The organism is Flavobacterium aquiphilum (assembly GCF_027111335.1).
Lineage (GTDB): Bacteria > Bacteroidota > Bacteroidia > Flavobacteriales > Flavobacteriaceae > Flavobacterium > Flavobacterium aquiphilum.
Genome location: NZ_CP114288.1, coordinates 820593 through 846741 on the forward strand (window position 1 = coordinate 820593; position 26149 = coordinate 846741).

The 26149-nt window shown below is 35.5% G+C and carries 21 protein-coding genes and 2 tRNA genes; 12 read left to right on the forward strand and 11 right to left on the reverse strand.

Going from position 1 to position 26149, the window contains the following annotated elements; genetic code table 11:
- Positions 1-2 precede the first annotated feature (2 nt).
- The 8 genes from OZP12_RS03390 to OZP12_RS03425 all read right to left on the reverse strand — a co-directional run bounded on the left by OZP12_RS03390 (position 3) and on the right by OZP12_RS03425 (position 7308).
- Positions 3-410, reverse strand: a complete 408-nt coding sequence (locus OZP12_RS03390) for a hypothetical protein (protein WP_281227646.1) — start codon at positions 408-410, stop codon at positions 3-5.
- A 6-nt stretch (positions 411-416) separates the two neighbouring features.
- Positions 417-794 carry a class I SAM-dependent methyltransferase gene (locus OZP12_RS03395; RefSeq protein ID WP_281227647.1) on the reverse strand — a complete coding sequence of 126 codons (378 nt, stop codon included), beginning with the start codon at positions 792-794 and terminating at the stop codon, positions 417-419.
- 6 nt (positions 795-800) lie between these two features.
- On the reverse strand, positions 801-1505 hold the full coding sequence (locus OZP12_RS03400; RefSeq protein ID WP_281227648.1) for a class I SAM-dependent methyltransferase: 705 nt from the start codon (positions 1503-1505) through the stop codon (positions 801-803).
- A gap of 119 nt (positions 1506-1624) precedes the next feature.
- Positions 1625-2221, reverse strand: coding sequence for a 3-isopropylmalate dehydratase small subunit (gene leuD / locus OZP12_RS03405; RefSeq protein ID WP_281227649.1), 597 nt, complete (start codon positions 2219-2221; stop codon positions 1625-1627).
- A 174-nt stretch (positions 2222-2395) separates the two neighbouring features.
- Entirely contained in the window at positions 2396-3790 is a 1395-nt protein-coding gene (gene leuC / locus OZP12_RS03410) for a 3-isopropylmalate dehydratase large subunit (RefSeq protein ID WP_281227650.1), read from the reverse strand.
- Between the two features lie 592 nt (positions 3791-4382).
- A complete protein-coding gene (locus tag OZP12_RS03415) occupies positions 4383-5486 on the reverse strand; it encodes an MBL fold metallo-hydrolase (protein WP_281227651.1) in 1104 nt (367 codons plus the stop codon).
- A 22-nt stretch (positions 5487-5508) separates the two neighbouring features.
- Positions 5509-6429: a helix-turn-helix domain-containing protein gene (locus tag OZP12_RS03420; protein ID WP_281227652.1), complete on the reverse strand. Its 921-nt coding sequence runs from the start codon at positions 6427-6429 to the stop codon at positions 5509-5511.
- A gap of 75 nt (positions 6430-6504) precedes the next feature.
- The gene (locus OZP12_RS03425) at positions 6505-7308 is read right to left on the reverse strand and encodes an SDR family oxidoreductase (RefSeq protein ID WP_281227653.1); all 804 of its coding nucleotides are present in this window, start codon (positions 7306-7308) and stop codon (positions 6505-6507) included.
- 329 nt (positions 7309-7637) lie between these two features.
- Between OZP12_RS03425 and dnaE the strand changes: the two genes are divergently transcribed.
- The 7 genes from dnaE (at position 7638) to OZP12_RS03460 (ending at position 18131) form a co-directional block, all read left to right on the forward strand.
- Entirely contained in the window at positions 7638-12164 is a 4527-nt protein-coding gene (dnaE, locus tag OZP12_RS03430; RefSeq protein WP_281227654.1) for a DNA polymerase III subunit alpha, read from the forward strand.
- 179 nt (positions 12165-12343) lie between these two features.
- Positions 12344-13282 (forward strand): outer membrane beta-barrel protein, encoded by a 939-nt coding sequence (locus tag OZP12_RS03435; protein WP_281227655.1) that lies wholly within the window; start codon positions 12344-12346, stop codon positions 13280-13282.
- Between the two features lie 292 nt (positions 13283-13574).
- On the forward strand, positions 13575-13892 hold the full coding sequence (trxA, locus tag OZP12_RS03440) for a thioredoxin (RefSeq protein WP_281227656.1): 318 nt from the start codon (positions 13575-13577) through the stop codon (positions 13890-13892).
- Between the two features lie 84 nt (positions 13893-13976).
- Positions 13977-16550: a M1 family metallopeptidase gene (locus OZP12_RS03445; protein WP_281227657.1), complete on the forward strand. Its 2574-nt coding sequence runs from the start codon at positions 13977-13979 to the stop codon at positions 16548-16550.
- Positions 16547-17473 carry a DUF58 domain-containing protein gene (locus OZP12_RS03450; RefSeq protein ID WP_281227658.1) on the forward strand — a complete coding sequence of 309 codons (927 nt, stop codon included), beginning with the start codon at positions 16547-16549 and terminating at the stop codon, positions 17471-17473. Before OZP12_RS03445 ends, OZP12_RS03450 begins: the two co-directional genes overlap by 4 nt.
- 86 nt (positions 17474-17559) lie before the next feature.
- Positions 17560-17633: transfer RNA gene (locus OZP12_RS03455), tRNA-Asp, on the forward strand.
- Positions 17634-18057: 424 nt separating this feature from the next.
- Positions 18058-18131 (forward strand) — tRNA-Asp (locus OZP12_RS03460).
- Positions 18132-18285: 154 nt separating this feature from the next.
- On the opposite strand, the gene OZP12_RS03465 is transcribed toward OZP12_RS03460, so the two are convergent.
- Positions 18286-18786 carry a DUF456 domain-containing protein gene (locus tag OZP12_RS03465; RefSeq protein WP_281227659.1) on the reverse strand — a complete coding sequence of 167 codons (501 nt, stop codon included), beginning with the start codon at positions 18784-18786 and terminating at the stop codon, positions 18286-18288.
- A gap of 110 nt (positions 18787-18896) precedes the next feature.
- On the opposite strand from OZP12_RS03465, the gene OZP12_RS03470 reads away from it, so the two are divergent.
- The gene (locus OZP12_RS03470; RefSeq protein WP_281227660.1) at positions 18897-19373 is read left to right on the forward strand and encodes a hypothetical protein; all 477 of its coding nucleotides are present in this window, start codon (positions 18897-18899) and stop codon (positions 19371-19373) included.
- An 88-nt stretch (positions 19374-19461) separates the two neighbouring features.
- Here OZP12_RS03470 and OZP12_RS03475 read toward each other — a convergent pair whose 3' ends face one another.
- Together OZP12_RS03475 and OZP12_RS03480 are read right to left on the reverse strand one after the other, a co-directional pair.
- Positions 19462-20559 (reverse strand): glycosyltransferase family 2 protein, encoded by a 1098-nt coding sequence (locus OZP12_RS03475; RefSeq protein WP_281227661.1) that lies wholly within the window; start codon positions 20557-20559, stop codon positions 19462-19464.
- A complete protein-coding gene (locus OZP12_RS03480) occupies positions 20556-21500 on the reverse strand; it encodes a lysylphosphatidylglycerol synthase transmembrane domain-containing protein (RefSeq protein WP_281227662.1) in 945 nt (314 codons plus the stop codon). Before OZP12_RS03480 ends, OZP12_RS03475 begins: the two co-directional genes overlap by 4 nt.
- Before the next feature lie 183 nt (positions 21501-21683).
- On the opposite strand from OZP12_RS03480, the gene OZP12_RS03485 reads away from it, so the two are divergent.
- The 4 genes from OZP12_RS03485 to hemW are packed head-to-tail and all read left to right on the forward strand — an operon-like array spanning position 21684 to position 26030.
- Positions 21684-22106, forward strand: a complete 423-nt coding sequence (locus tag OZP12_RS03485; RefSeq protein ID WP_281227663.1) for a DUF1003 domain-containing protein — start codon at positions 21684-21686, stop codon at positions 22104-22106.
- 27 nt (positions 22107-22133) lie between these two features.
- Positions 22134-22691 carry a crossover junction endodeoxyribonuclease RuvC gene (gene ruvC / locus OZP12_RS03490; protein WP_281227664.1) on the forward strand — a complete coding sequence of 186 codons (558 nt, stop codon included), beginning with the start codon at positions 22134-22136 and terminating at the stop codon, positions 22689-22691.
- Positions 22692-22723: 32 nt separating this feature from the next.
- Positions 22724-24889 carry a KAP family P-loop NTPase fold protein gene (locus OZP12_RS03495; protein WP_281227665.1) on the forward strand — a complete coding sequence of 722 codons (2166 nt, stop codon included), beginning with the start codon at positions 22724-22726 and terminating at the stop codon, positions 24887-24889.
- Positions 24890-24902: 13 nt separating this feature from the next.
- Positions 24903-26030 (forward strand): radical SAM family heme chaperone HemW, encoded by a 1128-nt coding sequence (gene hemW / locus OZP12_RS03500; protein ID WP_281227666.1) that lies wholly within the window; start codon positions 24903-24905, stop codon positions 26028-26030.
- Positions 26031-26149: the final 119 nt, after the last annotated feature.

A 26149-nucleotide genomic window follows, 5' to 3' on the forward strand; every position in this document is an offset into this window, starting at 1 on the left:
GATTATGCTTTTCCCCGCACTTCATTTAATTTCATTGTCATGGAAATCGCTTCTGTTTCTATCCAATGGTTGTATTCTTCTATGGCTTTCAATCGCAGTTCATTTTCCAGATAACCTTCTTCGACCATTTGAAGTGAACCGGCAACTTTTGACCAAATTCCTATTTTTGATTTATAGTCTGATCTTTGTTTATTATAAAATTCATCCGAATTGATTTTTTCGATCGAATGAAACCCCGCTACTTTTAATAAATCGGGTAAATCTTCAGCAATTTTATTGTTCATTCCGGCATCTTGTCTCCACTTTAAAAAAGTGCCATAAAACGCTTGCATGCTTTCCGGCGGCGAAGGATTCCAGTCCAGATTAGTGTGATCATAATCCAGAATCGATATTTGACCGTTTGGTTTCAAAAGCGATTACATCTTTAACAAAGCTTCTTTCGGATTGCTTAGCCATTGCAATACCCTTGCCGAAACAATTAAATCGAATTTTTCTTCCGGATTGAAATCGAATAAATCAACGTGAATTAATTCTAAATTTGTTATGTTCTGATACGATTCTTTCCCGCTTAAAATAAAACCTTCGGTATTGTCAATTCCGGTAACTTTTCCGTTTTCACCAACAATGTTTGCAATATCTTTCGAAATGGCGCCAGTCCCGCAACCCACATCAAGAACCTTCATTCCCGGTTTCAAAATAGATGATAAATTCCTGTAGTCATTTGTCAGGCTTCTGTCATCAAATATTTTGGTGGATTGTTGACTTTCTCTTTGTATGTGTTTGTTCTCTTTCATACTTAACTATTTGATACCTCCAAACACAGAGAAATTACTGTTTTTGTGTAAAACGTCCACGTATGAAAAACCAACTTTTTTCAATATATCCAATTGGTACATCACGGAGCGCGGAGTGTCTTCTTTGGCAATATAAGCAAATACGTTTTCCTGATAAGCTTTGCCCCCAACACCTTCTAAATACTCCGAGTAGCGATTCCACATCAGTTTATCGATAGCCGGGTGATCGTGTTTGATTAAATCGGAAATCCAAAAACAACCGCCCTTTTTTAGGCTTTTATATATTTTCGAAAAAACCGTTTCCCATTCTTTATCTTCTCTCAAATGGTGCATCGCCGCTCCTGTTACCACAATGTCAAAAGTTTTTTCGGGCAATTCCATATTCAAAAAATCAGTTTGAATAGTTGTGATTTTCCCTTCCGAAGCTTTTAAAATTCTTTCTTTTGCTTTGTCCAACATCGGTTGGCTCAAATCAATCAAAGTGACGTCAAAATCAGGGATAAGATTTAATAATTTTAGAGAATAATTTCCTGCGCCACAACCCAAATCCAAAACTTGTTTGGCATCGGGACGACAGACACTCGCAGCCTGAGTTAATAATTCTAAACTCAAAGTAGCATCAACAGTACTGATTTGCCCGGTTTCCAAATTGGAAAAACGCTCGACTTCGTTGTCAAAACGCTGCTGTATTTCAGATAATGTTGATTTCATTCTCTAAGATTTAAAATTATTTTTTTATACTCGAAAAGCTTAACTATATTTTATTTATAAACCCGACATATTTAAAAAAATGTGTCGGGTCTCTTATCTAAACTAATTGTATTTATTTTTTAGTAAGGCAGTTTGTCTGCAAACCCTGTGATCTCTTCTTTAATGTTTTGCAAGTAATCAATATCATCAAATCCGTTGATCATATTGTTCTTTTTGTATCCATTAATGTCAAAAGATTCTTTTTGGCCGGTAGCCAATAAAGTAATGGTTTGCTCAGGCAAATTTATTTCCAATTCTGTTTTTGGATCTGCTTCGATAGCTTTGAAAATAGTTTCGGCAAATTCAGGGCTTACCTGAACCGGCAAAACACCGATGTTCAAACAGTTTCCTTTGAAGATATCTGCAAAGAAAGAAGAAACCACAGCACGGAATCCGTAATCGTAAACTGCCCAAGCAGCGTGCTCACGAGAAGAACCAGAACCAAAGTTTTTTCCTCCCACTAATATTTTTCCGCTGTATGTACTGTTGTTTAAAACGAAATCCGCTTTTGGAGTATCATCTCCATTGTATCTCCAGTCTCTAAAAAGGTTATCTCCAAAACCTTCACGTTTTGTAGCTTTTAGGAAACGAGCCGGGATGATTTGATCCGTATCCACGTTTTCTATTGGTAGTGGCACTGCACTACTAGTAAGGATATTAAATTTATCGTATGCCATTGTGATTTTTGATTTTTGATTAACGATTTTTGATTTTAGATTTACCTTGCGGAAATACAATCGAAAGCGTTAATTCTATTTTGTAAATTATAATTGTAAACTGAATTTTCTAAAAAAATGATTTATAGACTAACGAAATCTGAAATCAAAAATCGTTAATCTACAATCTGAAATTTATAGTAAATCTCTAGGATCTGTCAATTTTCCTGTAACAGCAGCAGCAGCAGCCATAATTGGACTAGCTAAAAGTGTTCTGGAACCAGGACCTTGACGACCTTCGAAGTTTCTGTTTGAAGTGCTTACCGCATATTTTCCGGCAGGAACTTTATCATCGTTCATTGCCAAACAAGCTGAACAACCAGGCTGACGCAATACAAATCCTGCTTCAGTTAAAATATCCAAAATACCTTCTTCTTTGATTTGAGCTTCAACAACGTGTGAACCTGGTACTAACCAAGCAGTAACATTATCCGCTTTTTTTCTTCCTTTTACAACTTCAGCGAAAGCTCTAAAATCTTCGATACGTCCATTGGTACAACTTCCCAAGAAAACATAATCAATTTGTTTACCAATCATTACATCATCTTCGTGGAAGCCCATGTAATTCAATGATTTTTTATAAGTTTCCTCACCACCTTCTACTTGGTCAGCGCTTGGAATATGTTTAGTGATACCAATTCCCATTCCAGGATTGGTTCCGTAAGTGATCATTGGTTCGATGTCTGCAGCGTCAAAATTCAATTCAGCATCAAATTTAGCATCAGCATCCGTTTTCAAAGTTTTCCAGTAAGCAACCGCTTTATCCCAAGCTTCACCTTTTGGAGCATATAAACGACCTTCCAAGAAATCGAAAGTAGTTTGGTCAGGGGCAATCATACCTCCACGGGCACCCATTTCGATACTCAAGTTACAAACCGTCATACGACCTTCCATTGTCATTTCTTCGAAAACATTACCAGCGTATTCTACAAAATATCCTGTACCTCCAGAAGTAGTCAATTTTGAAATGATATAAAGAGCAACGTCTTTTGGCCCAACACCTTTGCTCAATTTACCGTTTACGTTTATACGCATTTTCTTTGGCTTAGGCTGCATGATACATTGGGTAGAAAGTACCATTTCCACCTCAGAAGTTCCGATACCAAAAGCAATAGCACCAAAAGCACCGTGAGTTGAAGTATGTGAGTCTCCACAAACAATAGTTGCACCAGGCAAAGTAATACCGTTTTCAGGTCCTACAACGTGAACAATACCATTTTTTTGGTGTCCCAATCCCCAGTGTGAAATTCCATATTCGTTAGCATTGGTTTCCAACGCTTTCAATTGGTTTGCAGATAAGGCATCGGCAACCGGCAAGTGTTGGTTTATGGTTGGTGTGTTATGGTCGGCAGTTGCAAAAGTACGCTCAGGATACAATACCTTAACTCCTCTTTGTTTTAAACCTAAAAAAGCTACTGGACTAGTCACTTCGTGAATAAAATGACGGTCAATAAAAAAAACATCTGGTCCGTCTTCTATTTTACGCACCACGTGCGAATCCCATACTTTGTCGAATAATGTAGTACTCATTTTAACTATTTTTTAGTGTATTTCTCTTTTATAATCAGGGTAAATTATCCCTAACAACATCATTGGCAACAAAATTAAAAAAGAAAAGAGATTCGTCAATTTTGAAAATTTATTTTATACGATGCCCAAAATGGTTTTACAACACTATTGAACTTTGGTTCGTTGTTTTTGTTAAAAAAATAAACTTTCTTTATTTGACTTTGAAATTCTTATCAAAGTGGTTTTGAAGCCTTTTGTTCGATTTTTAATAATTTGCAAATTTATTGCAAATAAATCTAACGAAGTTGAAATTAGTTTAAAAAATAACAACAAAAACTCAAAAAATAGTGATTATTGTTATAATTTAGATTGTAAGGAATTGCTGAAAATGAATTAAAAATCTAATTTTTAGCATTATAAAAAGGGGCGTATTTGGGTTTTTTAGCCTGCTATTTTTTGCTAAAATACTACGACATCCAAAAAATAAGAAAGTTGAATTGGGAGGATGTTTTTCTAATCGTTTATAGTAAACTGTTGAATTAAAAAAGAGACTTCGGGAATTTATTAATGTAAAATTTGAAGTCTCTTTTTGTGTAGTTTTCGATCTTTTATTTTATTGTTTCCACCACTCCGAAAATGTTTGTTTGTTATCATCTAAGTTTACAGTTTCTCCTATTCTTGGAGTTGCAAGGGCATAATTGAAATCCCCGTTTTTATAATATTCGGAAATTTTATTTAAAGGTTCATTCCATGGGTGTTGTGCCAAAACAAATTTTGAAGAATGAACAGGCATCACTCTTTTAGTATTTAATTCACCTGCGGCTTTTATAAATTGTTTAGGAAGTAAATGGATAGCTTCCCAAGCCAGATTGTATTGTCCATTTTCTAAAATGACTAAATCGAACGGGCCGTGATTTTTGCCAATTTCTGTAAAGTGACTGTCGTAACCGCTATCGCCACCTAAAAATAATTTATGCTTTGGAGTTTCTAATATAAATGATAGCCAGAGTGTGTTATTTCTAATTAATCCTCTTCCTGAAAAATGTCTCGCCGGAGTAGTATAGATTTTAATATACTCGGTCAGGATTTCGGTTTCATCCCAATCTTTTTCGATAATTTTATTAGAATTAAAACCCCAATGTTCAAAATGAGAACCAACTCCCAGTCCGCAAATGATAGTATCTATTTTGTTTTTTAATCTTATGATTGTTGGATAATCCAAATGATCATAATGGTCATGGGAAATTAGCAGATAATCAATTTCCGGAAAATCCTCAGTTTGATATTCATTACTACCATCAAATGCTTTAACACTTCCAGGAATGGGGGAAGCGTTGCCGCTAAAGACGGGATCTATAAGGAATTTTTTTTCATTCAATTGAATGAAATATGATGAATGTCCAAACCAAACTAATATATTTTCTGCTGGATTAAGATTTTTTAAATCGGTTTTGACTGAGGGAATTTCATTTTCGGGAATTCTATCAGGGAATTTTTTAAAAAGCTGTTGATATAAAATCCCTGCTATTGAATAGCCTTTAGTCAATGTCGGTGTAAAATGGATATTATGGAATTTACCTTTTTTATAATTAGGCGATTTTTTTATCTTTTCCAACCTTTCCCCACAGGGAGCTTTACCAAATAGGGGTAGATTTATGAAATAAATTCCGGAAAGAAGGAGAGCTCCCAAGAGGCAGATGATTATAGTTGCTACCATAATTAAAATGATTTTTGGAGTATTAATTAAGTGAGTTTTTAAACTCTAATGGCGTGAAATTAGTCTTCTTTTTGAATAACTTACTAAATGATTGAGGAAATTCGAAACCTAATTGATAGGCAATTTCTGCAACTGAAAGATTGGTAGTCATTAGGAAATCTTTTGCTTTTTCAATGAGTTTGGAATGAATATGCTGTTGGGCATTTTGTCCAGTTAAATTTCGGAGTAAATCGCTAAGGTAATGACTGGAAACATTAATCTCAGAAGCCAGGAAATCTACGGTAGGTAATCCTCTTTTTAAGGTTTCAGCATTATTTAAATAGTTGTCAAGTGTTTCTTCTACTTTGATCAATATATCATTACTGATTGTTTTTCGAGTTATGAATTGACGTTTGTAAAATCGATTACTGTAATTAAGCAAAACCTCAATATAAGAAACAATTACATCCTGACTCATTTCGTCTATAGCCGTGTGAAGTTCATTGTTGATACTGTCGAGTATTCCAATAATGGTTTTCTTTTCGCTTTCAGAAAGATGTAAAGCTTCATTGGTATCATATGAAAAGAAACCATATTTTTTGATGCTTTTGCCCAAAGAATAATTTCTGATGAAATCGGGATGGAAAAACAAAGTATAACCGTAATATTCATCATCTTCGTTATTGTCAATAGAAATCAATTGATTAGGGGAGGTAAACATTAATCCGCCTTCATTAAAATCATAATAACCCTGGCCATAGCCCATTTTTCCATGAGTAGAATATTTATAGGATATTTTATAAAAATCGAGTAAAAAGGAACTATATATTAAATCAGTGTTCAAAGTCATTTTAGTATTGTCTACCAGACTTATCATTGGGTGCAGAGGCTTGGTTAACTGCAATAAATTGTGCAATTCTGATATAGAGGAAATTCTTGTTGGATTGTTGTTTTTCTTTTCCATGATTTAAATGTATGAAAAAATTAAGAACTAATACCGAACAGATTTTTAAATTTGACCGGTATTAGTTTGAAGAAATTATGCTCCTAAAAATTGTTTCCCAAATTCAGCACGAAAAATTTCATCTCCTTGCTCCAGTCTTTGTTTGTAAAGAGCTTTAGCATCTTCTCCGGCCACATATCTGAGTTTGTTTTTTCCGTCTGTGGCAGCTTCGTAAACTACTTCGGCAATTTGTTCAGGAGTTGATGCCATTGAAAACATTGCTTCGGCACTTGCAAACATATTGTTGGTCATTTCTTCATATTCCGGTTTGCTTCCAGTATCTAGCGAACCGCCCATGAATTCAGTTTTGATGGCACCTGGAGAAACTGTTTTAATATTTACTCCAAATGTATTCAGTTCATAGGCCATGCTTTCGCTCCAGCCTTCCAGTCCCCATTTAGTTGCGTGATAAACAGAACCTAAAGGGAAAGAGATTAGGCCTCCAATGGAAGTAGTTGAGATAAATAAACCGTTTTTTCTTTCCCTGAAATACGGAATAAAAGCATTGGTAACACGTATAACTCCCAATAAATTTGTATCGAGTTGTTTTGTGATTTGATCATCAGAAAGACCTTCTAAAGGACCAATCAAACCATAACCAGCATTATTAAAGACGATATCAATGTCGCTTAATTCAATAGCTTTTTTAACAGTGTTTTGTATTTGTCCATAATTAGTAACATCCAAAGCTAAGAGGGTTACATTTTTTAAATTATTGAGTTCTGTTTCCTTTTCAGGATTTCTCATTGTTGCGATTACATTCCATCCTTTTTCGTGAAATAATTTTGCTGTAGCTTTTCCTAAACCGGCCGAAGCACCTGTAATAAAAATTGTCTTCATGATTAATTGTTTTAATTTGATGAGACAAAATTCAGGATAGGATGCAACTTAAAAGTATCCATTTTGGTGCAATTAGTGTCCAAAATGAATTTTAGATTTATTAGAATCAAAAAAGGTATTCAATTATGGCGTATTTGTTTTTTTGTAGTCTTTAAGTTATCGTGTTAATGGGTGTTTTTTGTTAATAACTTCACTATTGCATTCCTTATAAAAAACCTAAATTTGAATTTCCGCCATTTTGCATTTGAATATTTTTTATTGTTCAGATAATCAATATTTTATAATGTAAAATTGGAATTTGGACTTTTTAATTTTTGTTATTTAAGCGTATGTACTTAATATTCGATACCGAAACCACAGGATTACCCAAGAAATGGGGCGCACCCATTTCTGACACCGACAATTGGCCAAGATGTATTCAAATCGCTTGGCAGCTGCATGACGATATGGGGAAACTCATCGAACATCAGGATTATTTGGTAAAGCCGGAAGGATTCAATATTCCGTATGATGCTGAGCGTATTCACGGAATCTCGACCGAATTGGCCGAAGCCGAAGGGGTTTCTTTGGCCGAAGTTTTGGAAAAGTTCAATATTGCTTTGGGCAAAGCCAAATTTATCGTGGGTCAAAATCTTGGTTTTGACGTCAATATTATGGGCTGTGAATTCTACAGAATGGGCGTTACATCTCAAATGAGCGAAATGCCTATTTTGGATACCTGTACCGAAGTTACCGCTTCTTTATTGAAATTACCCGGAGGTCGTGGAGGGAAATTCAAATTACCAACATTAACCGAATTACACGAATATTTATTCGAAGTCCCTTTTGCGGAAGCGCACAACGCCACCGCCGACGTTGAGGCAACAACGCGTTGTTTTCTTGAATTAATTCGTAGGGATATTTTCACCAAAGAAGAACTTGATGTTGATGACAGTTATTTTAGGGATTTCAAAAACAAAAACCCATACGAATTTGAGTTAATCGGGTTAAAACACATTAACTTAAAAGAAGCTTCGGAGAAAATCCGACTTCAATTTGGTGAAAAACAAGCTTTTTCTGTTTCGAAAGAAGAGCTTGCCGATAATAAAAAAGTATTGGTTGATGCGGCTTTTGCGCATCTTCATAATCATACACAGTTTTCGGTTTTACAGTCAACGATAAGTATTGGAGGTTTGGTTTCGGCGACAGCCAAAAATAAATTTCCGGCGGTTGCCATGACCGATACGGGAAATATGATGGGGGCATTCCACTTTGTGAGCGCGGTCATGAATCATAACAAATCGGTTTCCGCCAAAAACAAAGAGTTAGTTGAAAGTGGAGCAGAACCGACAGAAACTGAAATAAAACCCATTGTTGGTTGCGAATTTAATATCTGTGACAACCATTTGGATAAATCCAAAAAAGACAATGGTTATCAAGTTGTTTTATTGGCGAAAAATAAAAAAGGCTACCACAATTTGGCTAAAATGGCTTCGATCGCTTATGTAGATGGTTTTTATTATGTGCCAAGGATAGACAGAACAATAGTCGAAAAATATAAGGAAGACATTATGGTTTTGTCCGGGAATTTATATGGAGAGATTCCGAGTAAAATCCTAAATATTGGAGAGAACCAAGCCGAAGAAGCTTTGCTTTGGTGGAAAGAACAATTTGGAGACGATTTGTATCTTGAAATCATGCGTCATAATCAAGAGGATGAAAATCGTGTAAATAAAACTTTGATTGCCTTTTCACAAAAGCATAATGTAAAGTTGGTTGCTACGAACAATACTTATTATGTAAATAAGGATGATGCTAATGCACACGATATTTTGTTGTGCGTGAAAGATGGTGAGAAGCAGGCAACGCCTATTGGTCGTGGTCGTGGCTATCGTTATGGACTTCCGAATCAGGAATATTATTATAAGTCGGAAGAGGAAATGAAGAAACTCTTCGCCGATTTACCCGAAGCCATTACAAATATTCAGGAAATCATAGATAAGGTCGAAATTTACTCGCTGTATCGTGACGTATTGCTTCCTAAATATGATATTCCGCAGGAATTTGTTGACCCCGAAGATGAAAAAGATAATGGTGTTCGAGGCGAAAATGCCTATTTAAGACATCTTACGATGGATGGGGCGAGAAGACGCTACGAAGAAATTACGCCCGACATTCAAGAGCGATTGGATTTTGAATTGCTTACGATTTCTAATTCGGGTTATCCGGGTTACTTTTTGATTGTACAGGATTTCATCGCTGAGGCTAGAAAAATGGATGTATCCGTTGGTCCCGGACGTGGTTCGGCTGCGGGTTCTGCCGTGGCGTATTGTTTGGGGATTACAAATATTGACCCAATTAAGTACGATTTGCTTTTTGAGCGTTTCCTAAATCCGGATCGTGTATCCATGCCCGATATTGATATCGATTTTGATGATGAAGGCCGTGGTCGTGTAATGGATTATGTAATTAAAAAATATGGTGCCAATCAAGTGGCTCAGATTATCACTTATGGTAAAATGGCGACCAAATCGGCTATTCGTGATACGGCTCGTGTACTTGATTTGCCTTTGTTTGAGGCTGATAGAATTGCCAAGCTGATTCCGGCAATGATGCCATCCAAATGGAATTTGGCCCGTTTTATTTCTGAATCAGAAGATGAGGTTAAAAAAGCATTAAAAGGTGCGGATGAATTTGAACTTGTAAAAGAATTAATCGCCATTGCTAATGAAGACGATTTGGCAGGAGAAACCATTCAGCAGGCGAAAATACTTGAAGGTTCGATGCGAAACACGGGAATTCACGCCTGTGGGGTAATCATTACGCCGTCGGACATTACCAATTATGTTCCGGTAACCACCGCCAAAGATTCCGATTTATATGTTACCCAATTTGACAACTCCGTAGCCGAAAGTGCCGGATTGCTAAAGATGGACTTCTTGGGTCTGAAGACCCTGACTTTGATAAAGGACACGGTGAAATTGGTAAAATACCGTACGGGAATTGAATTGAATCCTGACAATTTTCCGATTGATGATGTCAAGACGTATGAGCTGTTCCAAAGAGGAGAAACTGTTGGGGTGTTCCAATACGAGTCACCCGGTATGCAAAAATACATGAAGGATTTGAAGCCGACGGTTTTTGCCGATTTGATTGCGATGAATGCCTTGTACCGTCCGGGACCTTTGGAGTACATACCGTCTTTCGTTCGTCGTAAAAACGGTGAAGAAGAAATTACCTATGACTTGGATGCCTGCGAAGAATATTTGTCTGAAACCTACGGGATTACGGTTTACCAAGAGCAGGTAATGCTTTTGTCGCAAAAGTTAGCCGGATTCTCCAAAGGTGATGCTGATGTTTTGCGTAAGGCGATGGGTAAGAAGCAAAAGGATGTACTGGATAAAATGAAAGGAAAATTCATCGATCAGGCTGTTGCAAAAGGGCACGATGAAAAGAAACTGGATAAAATTTGGACAGACTGGGAAGCTTTCGCGAGTTATGCTTTTAATAAATCGCACTCGACCTGTTATGCTTGGGTGGCCTATCAAACGGCTTATCTGAAAGCGCATTATCCTGCCGAATATATGGCAGCGGTATTATCTAATAACATGAACGATATCAAGCAGGTTTCGTTCTTTATGGAAGAATGTAAACGTATGGGATTGCAGGTTCTTGGGCCTGATGTCAATGAATCGTATTATAAATTTACGGTAAATGATGATTACGCTGTCCGTTTTGGAATGGGAGCTATTAAAGGTGTGGGTGCCGGTGCTGTGGAAACGATTGTTGAAAATAGAAAATCAGGTAAATACAAGTCCATTTTTGATTTGACCAAACGTATCGATTTGCGCGCTGCGAATAAAAAAGCAATCGAAAATCTGGCGCTTGCAGGAGGTTTTGATTCGTTTGAAGGAACAACAAGAGCGCAATATTTTCACGAAGATGGTGACGGAATCACTTTTTATGAAAAGGCGATGCGTTACGGATCGAAATTTCAGGAGAATGAGAATTCGTCTCAGGTAAGTTTGTTTGGTGAAACTAGCGAAGTACAGATTGCCGAGCCGGTTGTGCCTCCGTGTGAAGACTGGAGTACGATGGAAAAATTGGCCAAGGAAAAAGAGGTGGTTGGAATTTATATTTCAGGACATCCGCTGGACGATTACAAATTTGAGATGAAATATTTTTGCAATGCCAAGCTGGAGGCTTTGAAAAATTTGGAAGCACACGTAGGCAAAAACCTGACTTTTGGCGGAATCATAACTAATGTGCAGCATCGTGTGGCGAAGAACGGAAAAGGTTGGGGAACATTCATGTTGGAAGGTTATGACGAAAGTTATGAATTTAAAATATTTGGTGAAGAATACTTAAAGTTTAGGCATTTCTTCATCCAAAATAATTTTACTTTCTTGAAAGTACTGGTAAAAGAAGGTTGGGTAAATCAGGAAACAGGAAAAAGAGCCGAGCCGAGAATACAGTTCGTGTTGGTACAGTATTTACAGGACGTGTTGAGTGCTTTTGCCAAGAAACTGATTCTTTTGTTGAATATTAAAGATCTTGAAGTAGAGTTTATTCATAAATTGAATCGTTTGTTTCAAGAACACAAGGGTGATAATACGGTTTCTTTTGAAATCATGGAGTTGGAAAAAATAAAACGAATTGTAGAAACAACTCCTGAGTTTACAGAAACGGATGGCGAGTCTTTTGTGGATGAAAACGAAGATGGAGGTGAAATCATTGAATCGAAGGCGGTCACTGAAGTAGAAGAAATAAAAGTAGTTACAAAATTATCGATGCCAAGTAGAAAACTAAAAGTCCAAATTTCAAATGAATTGTTGTTTGAATTGGAGAAAATGCAGATAAACTTTAAATTGAATTGATTTTTTATTGTTAAACTTTTAAAAGTTTTTTAAGGTTTTAAGTTAAAATTATGCATGCATAGTAAAAAAATAAACTAATCATTGAAAATAATGTTAATTAAGACATTTGGAGACTTAAGTTGATTTTAAACAATTATCAAAATTGAGTTAAGTTTGCTCTAATTAATTAACAAAAAAACATGAAAAAGAGTATAATTTTATTAGCATTAATGGTTTCTACTGTGACTATGGTAGGGCAAACCACAAATACAGCAAGCAGTAAACCGGAAACTTGGTATTTTAAATTAGGAGGTTCCTATTTTATACAAACTGCTGCTACAGAATTCCCAATAGTATCAGGAGCATTGCCAAATACAGATGTGTATGCGGCAAACGGAACCACATTGATTTCTAGGGAAACAAACCACGGTTCATTTGGAGAAGGTTTCCGTACAGGTTTGAATGTAGGATACCGTTTTACACCACATTTGGGTGTTGAGATGGGATTTAATTATTTCTCAGGAAATGATAAAACGATGGTTAAAACCGTAAATCGATTAGCGGCAGCAGGTCCAACTTTTGTAACTGGAACGGCTGAAGGAAAAATCAAAGCATTCGATTTGGCTCCGGCGGTTGTTTTGTTTTTGGGTGATCACAACGGATTTGAACCTTATACTAAAGTAGGAGTTATTGTTCCGGTTGTTGGGGATTTGACTATTGAAACCAATAGAACTTATACAAATCCTGCTGGGACTACAAATACGTATTCAAAGGATGTGATTTTGCCAAACCCGACAGTTGGTTTCATGGCTGCTTTGGGGACTTCTTATAAGTTGGGTAAAAACATTTCTTTGTTTGCTGAATTGGAATACCGCAATTTTACAGTTCACGGAAAATCGAAAGAAACAAAAGAATATACAGAAAACGACGTGGATAAATTAAATACTCCAACCGCTTTCCGTGCTGATGCATCTTATTCGGCAAGTCACGTGAACTATGTTGAGCAAATCAATAGTACTTCAAATAGTAAAGTGACTAATGCTGCTGGTTTTGATAACACAAAAGCTACTGACGACATTAGCTCTTATGTTGGTATCAGTGGATTAGGTTTGACTCTTGGGTTGAAATATAGTTTGTAATCAGACAATTTAAATATAATGAAGGCCTTCTGAAAAGAGGGTCTTTTTTTTTGGAAAATTTTTGAAACCACAAATGCCCTAGCCCCGATGGAAGCGGCATCCTGTGGTCCTGGCGTTCAGGACCACAGATACAGCGGACAGCGGGAAATAGCTCCTAATCATTCGGAAATAAAAATTAGTAATACATTTATAATGAAAACTAATTTTGGAATGATGTTTGGTTGAGTTTTAATTTCTAAATTTGTACTCTAATTGAAACAAATTAGCTTTTTAAACATAAAAAATTAACAATATGGCATTAGCAATAACAGATGCTACTTTTGATGAAGTAGTTTTGAAATCAGATAAACCGGTAATGGTAGATTTTTGGGCAGCATGGTGTGGGCCTTGTAGAATGGTTGGACCAATCATTGAAGAACTAAGCAACGAGTACGAAGGGAAAGTGGTTGTTGGTAAAGTTGATGTAGATGCAAACCAAGAATTTGCTGCAAAATACGGTGTTAGAAACATTCCAACGGTGTTGGTTTTCCATAACGGAGAAGTTGTTGGAAAACAAGTGGGAGTGGCTCCAAAACAAACTTATGCAGACAGCTTGGACGCATTGTTGTAATTGGTAGCAATTATAATTTAGATTAAAGGTTTGGCGAAAGTCAAGCCTTTTTTTTATTTTTAATGGATCTTATAATTTTTTAAAATGAAAAAAATCTATTGCTGTATTGTTTTTTTTATGATGATGGTTGGTTATGGCCAATCAAAATTTAAAGAAGGTTTTGTGCTGGATAACGGCGTTTCTGAGCAGTTGGCCCATTTTCGAAAACAGCAAATTTCTAATGTATCCTATGATCTTTCGTTTGAAATTCCACAGCAAAAGCAAAGTGAAATTAATTCAAATTTGGTTTTGACACTTGTTTTGTCCGATTTGAGCCGGCCTTTGTATTTGGATTTTAAGGAGCAATTTCAAAAGATAAAATCGGTTCAAGTAAACGGAAAAATTACGGCAATTGTTCAGGAAAAAGGTCATATCGTTATTGCCGCAAAAGATTTGGTCATGGGGAAAAACACAGTTGCCATTTCTTTTATTGCAGGTGATTTGTCCTTAAACCGTAATGACGATTATCTATATACATTATTGGTTCCGGATCGGGCGAGCACAATGTTTCCGTGTTTGGATCAACCGGATATTAAGGCCGTTTATAAGTTGAGTCTTAATGTTCCAAAAGATTGGTCGGTTTTGGCTGGAGCCAAAGTAAAAGATAAAGTTGACAGAGGTGACTTTGTGGTTTATACTTTTGGAGAAACTGACAAAATGAGTACCTATTTGTTTTCATTTGTGGCAGGAGAATTTAAAAGTGTTGCCAATAAACCTGGTAATATGGAGATGACGATGTTGTTTCGGGAAAATGATGTGGATAAGATAAAATTCAGTATTGACACTATTTTTAAGTTGCATGATCAATCATTGGATTTTTTGAAAAAATATACCAATTATCCATTTCCTTTTCAAAAGCTGGACTTCGCTGCAATTCCTGGATTTCAGTATGGCGGAATGGAGCATGTTGGGGCAATTCAGTATAAGGAATCAACCTTGTTTTTGGATAATACCGCAACAGACAGTGATAAAATGGATCGGGCAAAACTGATTGGACACGAAACTTCACACATGTGGTTTGGCGATTTGGTTACAATGAAATGGTTTGACGATGTTTGGATGAAAGAGGTATTTGCCAATTTTATGGCCGATAAAATTATGAATCCGCTGTTTCCGAAGATCAATCATAATTTACAGTTTTTAACAACACATTACCCAAGCGCGTATGCCGAAGACCGTTCGCTGGGAACACATCCGATAAAACAAAAATTGGCCAACCTAAAAGATGCCGGTTCGCTTTACGGAAACATTATCTATAACAAAGCCCCGATTATGATGCGTCAACTGGAAGCTTCGATGGGTAAAGAAGCCTTTCGGAAAGGAATTCAGAAATATATAAAAAAATACGCCAACGATAATGCTGATTGGAATAATCTGATTGAAATTTTGGATGTAGAAACGCCTTTGGATATGCAAAAATGGAGTGCCGTTTGGGTCAACAAATCCGGAAGGGCGATTTTTACAGACAAAATAGAATACGATGCTCAAAACCAAATCAAGAATTTCGAAATTCAACAGAAAGCAGAAGATAAATCTGCTAATGTTTGGCCTCAGATTTTTCAAATTGGTTTGGTTTATGCTGATGGTATTAAGGTGGTTGATGTTAATATGTCAGGGAAAAGCATTCGCTTGAATGAGTTGGTCGGACAACCAAAACCGATTAGTGTTATTTATAACTATAATGGCTATGGTTATGGTGTTTTTCCGTTTGATTCGAATAATATAGAATCGGTTTTAAATTTGAAAGATGAGGTTGCGAGAGCTTCGGCCTATATCAATATTTATGAAAACACTTTAATCGGAAATATCACTCCGGTAAAAGCTTTTGGTTGTTTTGTGAAAGGAATTCAACAGGAGCAAAACGAATTGGTTTTGAAAATAATTACGAACCAAACGAGTGCGATTTTTTGGAAATTCCTCACAGCAAAACAGCAAAGTAAAGCTCAGAAAGAACTGGAAGATATTCTTTATGAACGATTGTGTGCTGATTTGCCAAGCAATATTAAAAAGACTGTTTTTAATTTTTTCAGCGCAATTGCCTATTCTGATTTGGGTAAAGAAAAATTATATCAAATATGGGATAAGGAAAACGTTATTAAAGGATTGAAGTTGAATGAAGAAGATTACACGAATATGGCGATGAATTTGGCTATCTTTAAACATGGAAAGGCAGATAAAATTCTGAACGAAGCAAGAATGGCGATTACAAATCCTGACAAATTAAAACGATTTGATTTTTTACTTCCGTCTTTATCCAAAGACGAAACAGTTCGAAACGGTTTTATGAAATCGTTAAAAGAAGAAAAAAACAGGGAAAAAGAATCTTGGGTTTCGACGGCTTTGGCAAATATTCACCATCCGTTGCGTCAGGAAAGTGCCAAAAAATATATTCGTTTTTCATTGGATTTAGTTGCTGAAATTCAGCGCACAGGAGATATTTTTTTTCCGAAAGATTGGCTGAATAATACTGTTGGAAAATATTCTTCAAAATATGCTTTTGAAGAAGTGCAGCGATTCTTAAAAGAAAACCCTAATTTTAGTCCCATTCTAAAGAGAAAGCTATTGCAGGCAACTGATGCGTTGTATCGTGCCCAAAAAATTAAAAAAGAAACCGAATGAAGATCGAATCGCAGATAGAGAAAATATCCAGTTTTCAGCACTTGGAATTGTTGGCCAACCAAGTGGTGGAAGGTTTTATTTCGGGAATGCACAAGAGTCCGTTTCATGGGTTTTCGGCCGAATTTGCCGAGCATAAAGTGTATAATACCGGTGAAAGCACCAAGCATATTGATTGGAAATTGTTTGCCAAAACCGATCGGTTATACACAAAATGTTTTGAGGAAGAAACCAATTTGAGATGTCATATTATTATCGACAATTCCTCGTCAATGCATTATCCAAAGTTGAAAAGCGACCAACAATTCTATGAAAGTAAAATAGGTTTTTCGGTATTGGCTTCGGCCGTACTGATGAATTTGCTGAAAAAACAGCGCGATGCGGTGGGCTTAAGCGTGTTTTCGGACAGTTACGAGTATTATGCGTCGGAAAAGGGAAGTGATCGTCACCACAGAATGATTTTGAACAAGCTTGAGGAGCTTTTGGATAATTCCAAAGAGAAAAAACAAACAGACACAATCACTTATTTGCATCAGATAGCGGAGAAAATTCATCGACGTTCGATGATTATTTTGTTTACCGATATGTTTCAGGGAGAAAACGAAGAAGCGCTTTTTAACGCTCTGCAGCATCTGAAACACGATAAGCATAAAGTGGTTTTGTTTCATGTTATTGATAACGAAACCGAACTGAAATTTGGTTTTGACAATGCGCCGCGGAAATTTATCGATGTAGAAACAGGGGATGAGGTAGTGATTTTTGCCGATAATGTAAAGGAAGAATACGAAAAACAGGTTGGTGATTATTTCAAAAAGCTCGCAATGACCTGCGCTCAGAACAAAATAAAGTATATCCCGGTTGGTGTAGGCGAAAGTTTTGAAAAGATTTTGATTGCCTATTTAATTGAAAAACAAAAGTTTGGATAGTATAATTGAAATTTTTTGAAAATTCTCTAATAAAAGCCTTGCGTAAATAAAAATCTGTTGTATATTTGCAACCGCAATAAAGCAGAGGTTTGGTAGTTCAGTTGGTTAGAATACATGCCTGTCACGCATGGGGTCGCGGGTTCGAGTCCCGTCCAGACCGCAATATTGGGAAAGCCTTTCGTAACTGAAAGGCTTTTTTTTCCCAAATACGGTATCTAAAGCTAGTTGTGTTGTTTCTCGTCCAATAGTAATGACGAGATCGGTTTGTAGTTAGACCAATGAAAAGCTTTTCGCCTCGGCGAATAGCTTTTTTGATTTTTAGGCAATTGGATTTTTTTGATTGTTGTGTTATTAAATAATTGTATAAACGAAAATCCCTAGTGTTTTAAGTACTGCGATGAACAGGTTTTAGAAGTTCAGTTGGTTAGAATACATGCCTGTTGTCTCGTTTTTTGGGACGAGACAGGTTTGATTACTGTTGGATGTTCTTAGTTTTAAAAGAGTTATGATTTTTTTGATTCTTGTGTTATAAAATAGTTGCGTAAACGAAAATCTATTGTATCTTTGCACTCGCAATAAAACAGGGTTTGGTAGTTCAGTTGGTTAGAATACATGCCTGTCACGCATGGGGTCGCGGGTTCGAGTCCCGTCCAGACCGCAATATTGTTTAAAGCCTTTCCTTAATCGGAGAGGCTTTTTTATTGGTTAAATTTAACCGCCACAGATGGTGAAAATATATAATATTGCGTAAAAGATACATCGCGTAGTAGAGAAGAACTGCAGTGCATCTCTACAGTAAATGCAAACAATCCCTAAAATAACCCAATCCTATTTTCCCACACAATCCAGAAAAATAGCCCCAAATACATCACACAAACCACAAACTTCATAAATGACGAGGCCAAGAAGCCAAGAAAAGAACCGGTAGCCGCTTTCAAAGCACGTTGGTGGTCTTTGTAATCATAAATGAGTTCTCCAATAAAAGCCCCGAGAAACGGCCCAATGATAAACCCCAGCGGAATAGGGGCAATAATCCCAACAACTAATCCGATATTAGTTCCCCAAATCCCATAAGAACTTCCGCCAAATTTTTTCGCCCCTTTGGATGGGATAACATAATCCAAAATAGTAAGTGCAATCGTAATCAATAAAGAAATGCCCAAAATCCAATAATTGGCGGGAACTGCTTTGGTAAGATATAACAATACGATTCCAGCCCAACTGATGCTCGGCCCCGGCAAAACAGGCAGAAAACTCCCAAAAATGCCCACAATAACACAAACAAAACCTAAAATTAGAAGCAGGAAATCCATAAAAATATTTTTAGTAATTTTGAAACCGAAATGCAATCTCATTTCCTTTACGAATATGGGAAAAATAATTGTATTTTTATAACATATAAGTCCCATTCAAAAAGCAAACATTGAAGCAATATTCTCTTTTTTTAGCCTTTATACTTTTCAATTCCTGTCAGTATTTTGACAAGCAGGTTCCTTCAGAAAAGGAATTGTTGCAAAAGGAATTGAAGTCCATCAATTGGAAAGAGGTTGACGAATACCCATCGGTGGTGGATTGCGATAAAATCGAGGACAAAAAACAACGTGAACAATGCTTTTTTGAGGTTTTGACTCAGCTAATTCAGGAAAAATTGTGTAGCGATACCTTGACTATGTTGTATCCTGAGTTGGATACTATCGAGGTAAAAGTAACCGTTTTTCCTAATGCGACCATGAAATTCGAACCTCAATTCCCCAAAGATTCGGTTAAGTATGATACTGTGAAAATAGACAGCATCCTCAAAGCCCGTTTGGTCGATTTTCCAAAAATCAATCCCGCAATCAAGCGCGGATTACCCGTAAAAACTCAATTTATTCTTCCAGTAATTTTAAAAGTGGAGTAAGTTGAGGTTTGAGATTAGAAATTAGAAAATCATTCTTTGTGTGAAATTAAAATTCAAGTCTCTCACCTCTAACTTCTCACTTCTAACTTTAAAACCTTCTCCCTTTCCATTCGTATTTTCCAAACAAGGAATACAAAGCCACGGCAGTGCTGAAAAACGGATACCACAAACTGCTTAAAAGTAAATAGCGAATTTTATTTTTCGTTAAAAATTTATTTGTCTGTTTTATTAGAACAGTATCAATTCCAAACTTAATAAGGAAATACATTCCGATAAAGAAATAAGGAAACATTCCCAAGAAAGTCATCACAAAACAATAAACAAAACCGAAATTCATCAAAAAGACAATTAGTCCTAACCTTTTCCCAAAAAGACTTTGATAAGAAGTGGTTTTGGAAGCCCAGCGCACGCGTTGGTAGAATAACGATTTCCAATTATCGACGGGTTTTGTAGTAACGATGGTATTTTTGGATTTTAAATAAGCGACTTTTTCAGGGTATTCGGTTACGGCCTTCTGTAACAAAAAAACATCATCACCACTCGCAATTGTATCATTCCCTTCGAATCCTTTTAGTTTTTTAAAAAATGATTTGGTATAGGCAAAATTGGCTCCATTGCACATAAATCCTTTGCTGATTCCAAAACTGCCAATAGTTGCGCCTTGTAAACTAGCCAAATCCAATTGCTGAAAATGGTGCAAAAAAGATTTTTTACAATTATAAGTAACCGCCCCCGCAATCATTGAAACGTGGTGAAGCTGAATAAAATTATCCAAGGCCAACAACCAATTTTTATGAACCACACAATCCGAATCGGTGGTGATAACCCAATCGGTTTTTACGATTTCCATAGCCGTTGCAATGGCATCTTTCTTGGGAGAATTTGACACACGAATGTTATCAATCAAGGAAATCTTAAATCTAAAATCTAAAATCTTAAATCTAAAATCGGAAGCATCATCCACCAAAATCACTTCAAACAAATCCGTCGGATAATTTAATTTAGAAATACTTTCCAATAAAATAGGCAAATTCTCTTCTTCATTTCTGAAAGGGACAATAATGCTAAAGCTAGTTTTTGGCGTCAAGCCAATATATTCAAATTGATTTATTTTGGTAAAACCATAAATAAGCCAACTTATAGACAGCACATAAATGATCGATATGACCAATAAAAACAAGGTCATAACGCTGTTTTAGGTTTGAAGTTCAACACATAATAGCTTCCCCAAATAACAGGTAAAACCACGTTCAGGAACCACATCAATGTAGAGACAAAGACAACCACCCACTCGTTAACGCCCAATATTCCAAAGAAATATACGGCTACGCTTCCTTTTACGGCAAAATCCAAAAATTGGAAAGTAGGTAAAGCCGAAGCCAGTAAGTAAACGCTCGTTATGACTGACATCAAAATGAGGTATGGCAAATCCACATCAAAAGCGAGAAACAAAAAATAGTATTGATGGGAGAAAACCAAATAACGTAAAATAGCCAAAAGCATATTCTTTTGATGAATCGATTTTGGGATTTCATTAATTTTATGGATCAGTTTTTCAATGGAATAGCCTTTGATATTTACTTTTTTCGAAAAAAATAAAGCGACAGAAAGTAAAAAGCAAATTCCAAAAAGGATAGCAATAGATTTTTGAGTGATCACATTGTATTGCGCATTGAAATAAAGCAGTCCAAAAACTCCAAAAATAACAGTTAGTATCATCTGTATTCCGTTACAGATTAGGTTTAAAAACACTATTTTTTTGGTTTCCTTTTTGTCAAAATACAATGCTTTTCCCGCATATTCGCCCACACCGTTTGGCGTAAACAGACCCGCTGTGAGTCCTGCGAGAACTTGTTTGGTCGCTTCGCTCAAAGAAATAGGACGGAGATAAGAAACTAAATATTTCCATTTTAAAATTTCAAATAAACGGTTTAAAACACTCAGAAGCAAAATAAAACTGATTCCCGAAACCGACTGATTCTTATGAAACAGTACCAAGAATTTCTGCCAGTCCAGTTTGTCGTTGTTCGCCAGTTGATTGTAAATAAAATAAAAGGCACCGCCTACAATCAAAAGTTTGACTAGAAGTACGAGGAATTGTTTAGCTTTGTGTGGTATTGAAATCATACCGCAAAGTAAAGGAAAATCGTCGTGAAAATTTTATTTCGCAAAGATTCTCAAAGAAATCATAAAGGGGTGCGAATACTTTTTATTTTGTTAACGAAGTCAAACTTTATCAATGGCTGTACCAACTTCGTGTATCTTTGTGTAATACCCCGAATGATTTAAATAACACTAACCTATAAAGAAATGAGCAATAACAAAACGTGGCACGAAAAACATCATGAAGCATTAGGTTTTGGAAGCCGTTTGGCCGATTGGGTAGCAAAGGGAATGGGATCTTGGCGGTTTATTATTATTCAAACCTTTTTTGTGATGATTTGGATGGGATTGAACCTTGTTGGTTATATGTACCATTGGGATGCCTATCCGTTCATATTGCTGAATCTACTTTTCTCGACTCAGGCGGCCTATGCCGCGCCTATCATAATGATGTCCCAAAACAGGCAAAATGAAAGAGACAGGGTTCAGGCGCAATCCGATTATCAAACGAATGTTGATGCCAAAAAGGAAATCGAAGCTTTGGCCATTCGATTGGATAAAATTGAAGCGGAAAAGCTAGATAAAATTATTAAGATGCTCGAAGAAATGGAAAGCAATTCGGCTAAATAAATCTTTGGCACAATTTAAAAAGACAACTTGACAAAAGAACGCATTATATTAGGGATAGACCCCGGAACCACGATTATGGGTTTCGGATTGATAAAAATTGTTAACAAGAAAATGGAATTCTTGCAGCTCAACGAACTGCAGTTGTCCAAATACGACAATCATTACCAAAAACTTCGAATCATTTTTGAGCGCACAATCGAGTTAATCGAAACGCACAATCCGGACGAAATAGCGATTGAAGCACCTTTTTTTGGCAAGAACGTACAATCGATGCTGAAGCTTGGAAGGGCGCAAGGCGTGGCAATGGCTGCGGGACTTTCCAGAGATATTCCTATTACCGAATACGAACCAAAAAAAATTAAAATGGCCATCACCGGAAACGGAAACGCCAGTAAAGAACAAGTTGCCAAAATGCTTCAACAATTATTAGGCTTGAAAGAGTTGCCAAAAAATCTCGATAGTACCGATGGATTGGCGGCAGCGGTGTGTCATTTTTATAATTCGGGTAAAACGATTGGTGAAAAAAGTTATTCGGGTTGGGATGCTTTTGTGAAACAAAATGAAGAGCGTGTTTCTAAAAAGTAGTGCCTAGTTTTATTAATCAGTTAAAAATAATTATGCCAAATAATATTCATTTTTTAGACGATAGTCCTATAAATAAGCCTGAACAAGATTTATTTAATTTCAAATATTATGCAGAAAGAGTTCAAAAACTGATACAATTAAACTCGAGTAATTCAGATCCTATTACTATAGGGATTCACGGAAAATGGGGTGAAGGGAAAACTTCATTTTTAAATTTAATAGAAAACAAAATTGAACATTTTGAAAAAAAGGAAGGAGATAAAGAATATTTAAAATTCCATTTTAACCCTTGGAGATATTCAAGTGAAGATGAGATGCTATTTGATTTTTTTGATGCACTTTCAAAGATGTTTTATGTAAAAGAAAATACAAATCTTCAAGAAGTAGGTAAATGGATTTCAAAATATAGCAAATATTTGAAAGCTGTAAAAATATCCGCGACTGTTGGTATTCCAAAAATTTTCAATAGTAAGGTTTCTTTTGATGTTGACGAGATTTTTCAAGCTTTAGGAGAAGATTTGAAAGGAGATAAATTGACACTTGATTCGTTAAAGGACAAAGTTAATGATGCTATAAAAGCAGTTAACTTTAAAGTTGTTGTTTTTATTGATGATTTAGATCGATTAGATAAAGAAGAAATTTATACTGTTCTTAAACTAATTAAATTAAACGCAAATTTCAGCAATTTTATTTTTATTGTCAACCTTGATAGCACGCAAGTTGCAAAAGCAATAAAACACAGATATGGTGATAATATTGAAGATGGAAAGTTTTTTATAGAAAAAATTATTAATATACCTATTCATCTGCCTAGAATTGAAGAAGAAGATTTAAAAGAATTTTTTAGAAAAATGCTTTTTCAAGTAAAAACTAATTTAGGGATAAATAGTAGTGAACGGTTTGAGGACGAGTTTAAACAAATTGATATGGAATTTTCCTCAAGTTATTTCAGTTCTCCTAGGGAAATAATAAGAGTTCTAAATAGTTTTTTTATTGGAGCTTTCGCAATTGCAGAAGAAATCAATTTAAGAGATTTGTTTTGGATTGAGTATATTAAAATTAAAAATGGAGAGTGTTATGGTTTAATTAAAAATTATTCGAATAAATCGACTTTTTCAACGTTTGAAAGTATAATCGATTTTAATGATGAATATCATTCTAAAGATGCAGTTAATGGTACTAGAAAAGATATTATCGAAAAGTCTAGTAGTGTGAGTGATATTATAAATTCATTATTTCCAATTAACCATAAAGAAAGTACTTTTTTTAATAATAAACTTGACTCTGATTTATTAGAAAAAGAATTACGAATTAATTCGATAGAGCATTTTGATAAATATTTTTCATATCACACTGTTAGAAAGATTTCGGCAACAAAGATTAATAAAATTGAGAAACTTGTTAAAGAGAAAGATTCAAAAGAATTAGGTTTACTAATTTTGAGTTTGTTTTCAGATGAAAACCAACATTATAAGGTTCTTTACAGAATGGAAACTTTAATAAAAAGTATTGAAGAAATCCATGAGCGTAATTTCTTTTATGAATTTTTATTTAAAAATTTTGAATTAATTCCTGATTCAAAAAAAGACATGTATGGCCTTGATTATCGAATACGATTGATTGAATTAACAGCATCAATTCTAAATAAAGATCTTGAAAATGATAATGAAAAGATCTCTTTACAATTAGCTGAAAATCTTGATATATATCAATTATGCCATTTTACTAGAAAATTTAAAGACGATAAATTGTTTAAAAAGCAATTTGAGAAATCTATTGCGATAAAAGCTCAAGAATTTGAAATTGCCCCCCCCTTTTACAAAGACCCAGTTGACAGTCCTAATAAAATGATTATGCATTATTGGAAATTGGGTAATGAAGTTGAATTTAATAAATACATAGAAAAGACAATTACGTGCGAAGAAAATATTAAGCTATTAATTAGGAATTTCCCTTCTTTTTGGAACAATTCATATTTCGGAGCATTAGAGCAAGAAAACTATGAATATATGAAAACACTAATTGATGTAGGTTTTATTTATAAAAAAATATTTGAATTTAATCCTGAATTGGTAAATAGTGTCGATTTTGGGACTTATGAATTTTCGTCTATTGAGGAATGTACTATTGAGGAAAATCTTGAACAATTTATTTATTGGTATAAAAAACAGAAAAATCGAAACGATAAAATTGACTAAATATTAAACTAAATTGTCAGGAATCTACATACACATACCATTTTGCAAGCAGGCTTGTCATTACTGCGATTTTCATTTTTCGACTTCAATGAAGAAGAAAGACGAAATGGTTTTGGCTATTGCCAAAGAACTACAGCTGCGTAAAAGTGAGTTTAGGGACGAGCTTGTTGAAACGATCTATTTTGGGGGAGGAACGCCTTCGGTATTGACTACAGAAGAAATCGAATCTTTGATCGATGAGGTTTACAAGAATTATAAAATTGCTGAAAATCCTGAGATTACTCTTGAAGCCAATCCCGATGATTTATCAAAGGAACGAATTCTTGAATTGTCTAAAAGCCCAATCAACCGACTGAGCATAGGGATTCAATCTTTCTTTGAAGATGATTTGGTGATGATGAATCGAGCGCACAATTCGGCGGAAGCCAAAAAATGTTTGGAAGAAACAACAAAATATTTTGATAATATTTCGCTCGACTTAATTTACGGAATACCAAGAATGAGTAACGAAAGATGGAAACAAAATATTGAAACGGCTTTGTCTTTTGGAATTCCACATATTTCGAGTTATGCATTGACGGTTGAACCAAAAACGGCTTTGAACAAACTGATCCAAACCGGAAAGATTGCCAAACCCAATGACGAATCGACTCAGGAGCACTTTGCTATTTTGGTCGAGACATTGGAGGCCAACGACTTTATCCATTATGAACTGTCCAATTTTGGGAAAGAAAACTATTTCTCCAAAAATAATTCGGCGTATTGGTTGGGAAAAAAATACATTGGAGTTGGTCCTTCCGCACATAGCTATGACGGCATTTCTCGAAGTTGGAATGTCTCGAATAATTCACTCTACATAAAATCCATCCAGGAAGATAAACTGCCCAATGAAATTGAAATTTTGTCAATTGCCGACCGTTATAATGAATATATAATGACCGGTTTGCGGACAATTTGGGGCGTTTCGAGGCAACGAATTGAAACCGAATTTGGAACTGAATACTTGAACTATTTGCACAAACAAGCCCAAAAATTCCTAAACGATGGTTTACTAGCTATTGATAATGATATTCTAAAACCAACTTCGAAAGGGAAATTTTTGACTGATGGAATTGCGAGTGATTTGTTTTATTTAAATTAGTTTAATCGCAAGGTTGGCAAAGATTAACGCAAGGTTACAATATTCATTTATTAGCCACAAATTACACCAATTAGCATAAATTAATTTGCGGAAATTTGTGTAATTTGTGGCTAAAATAT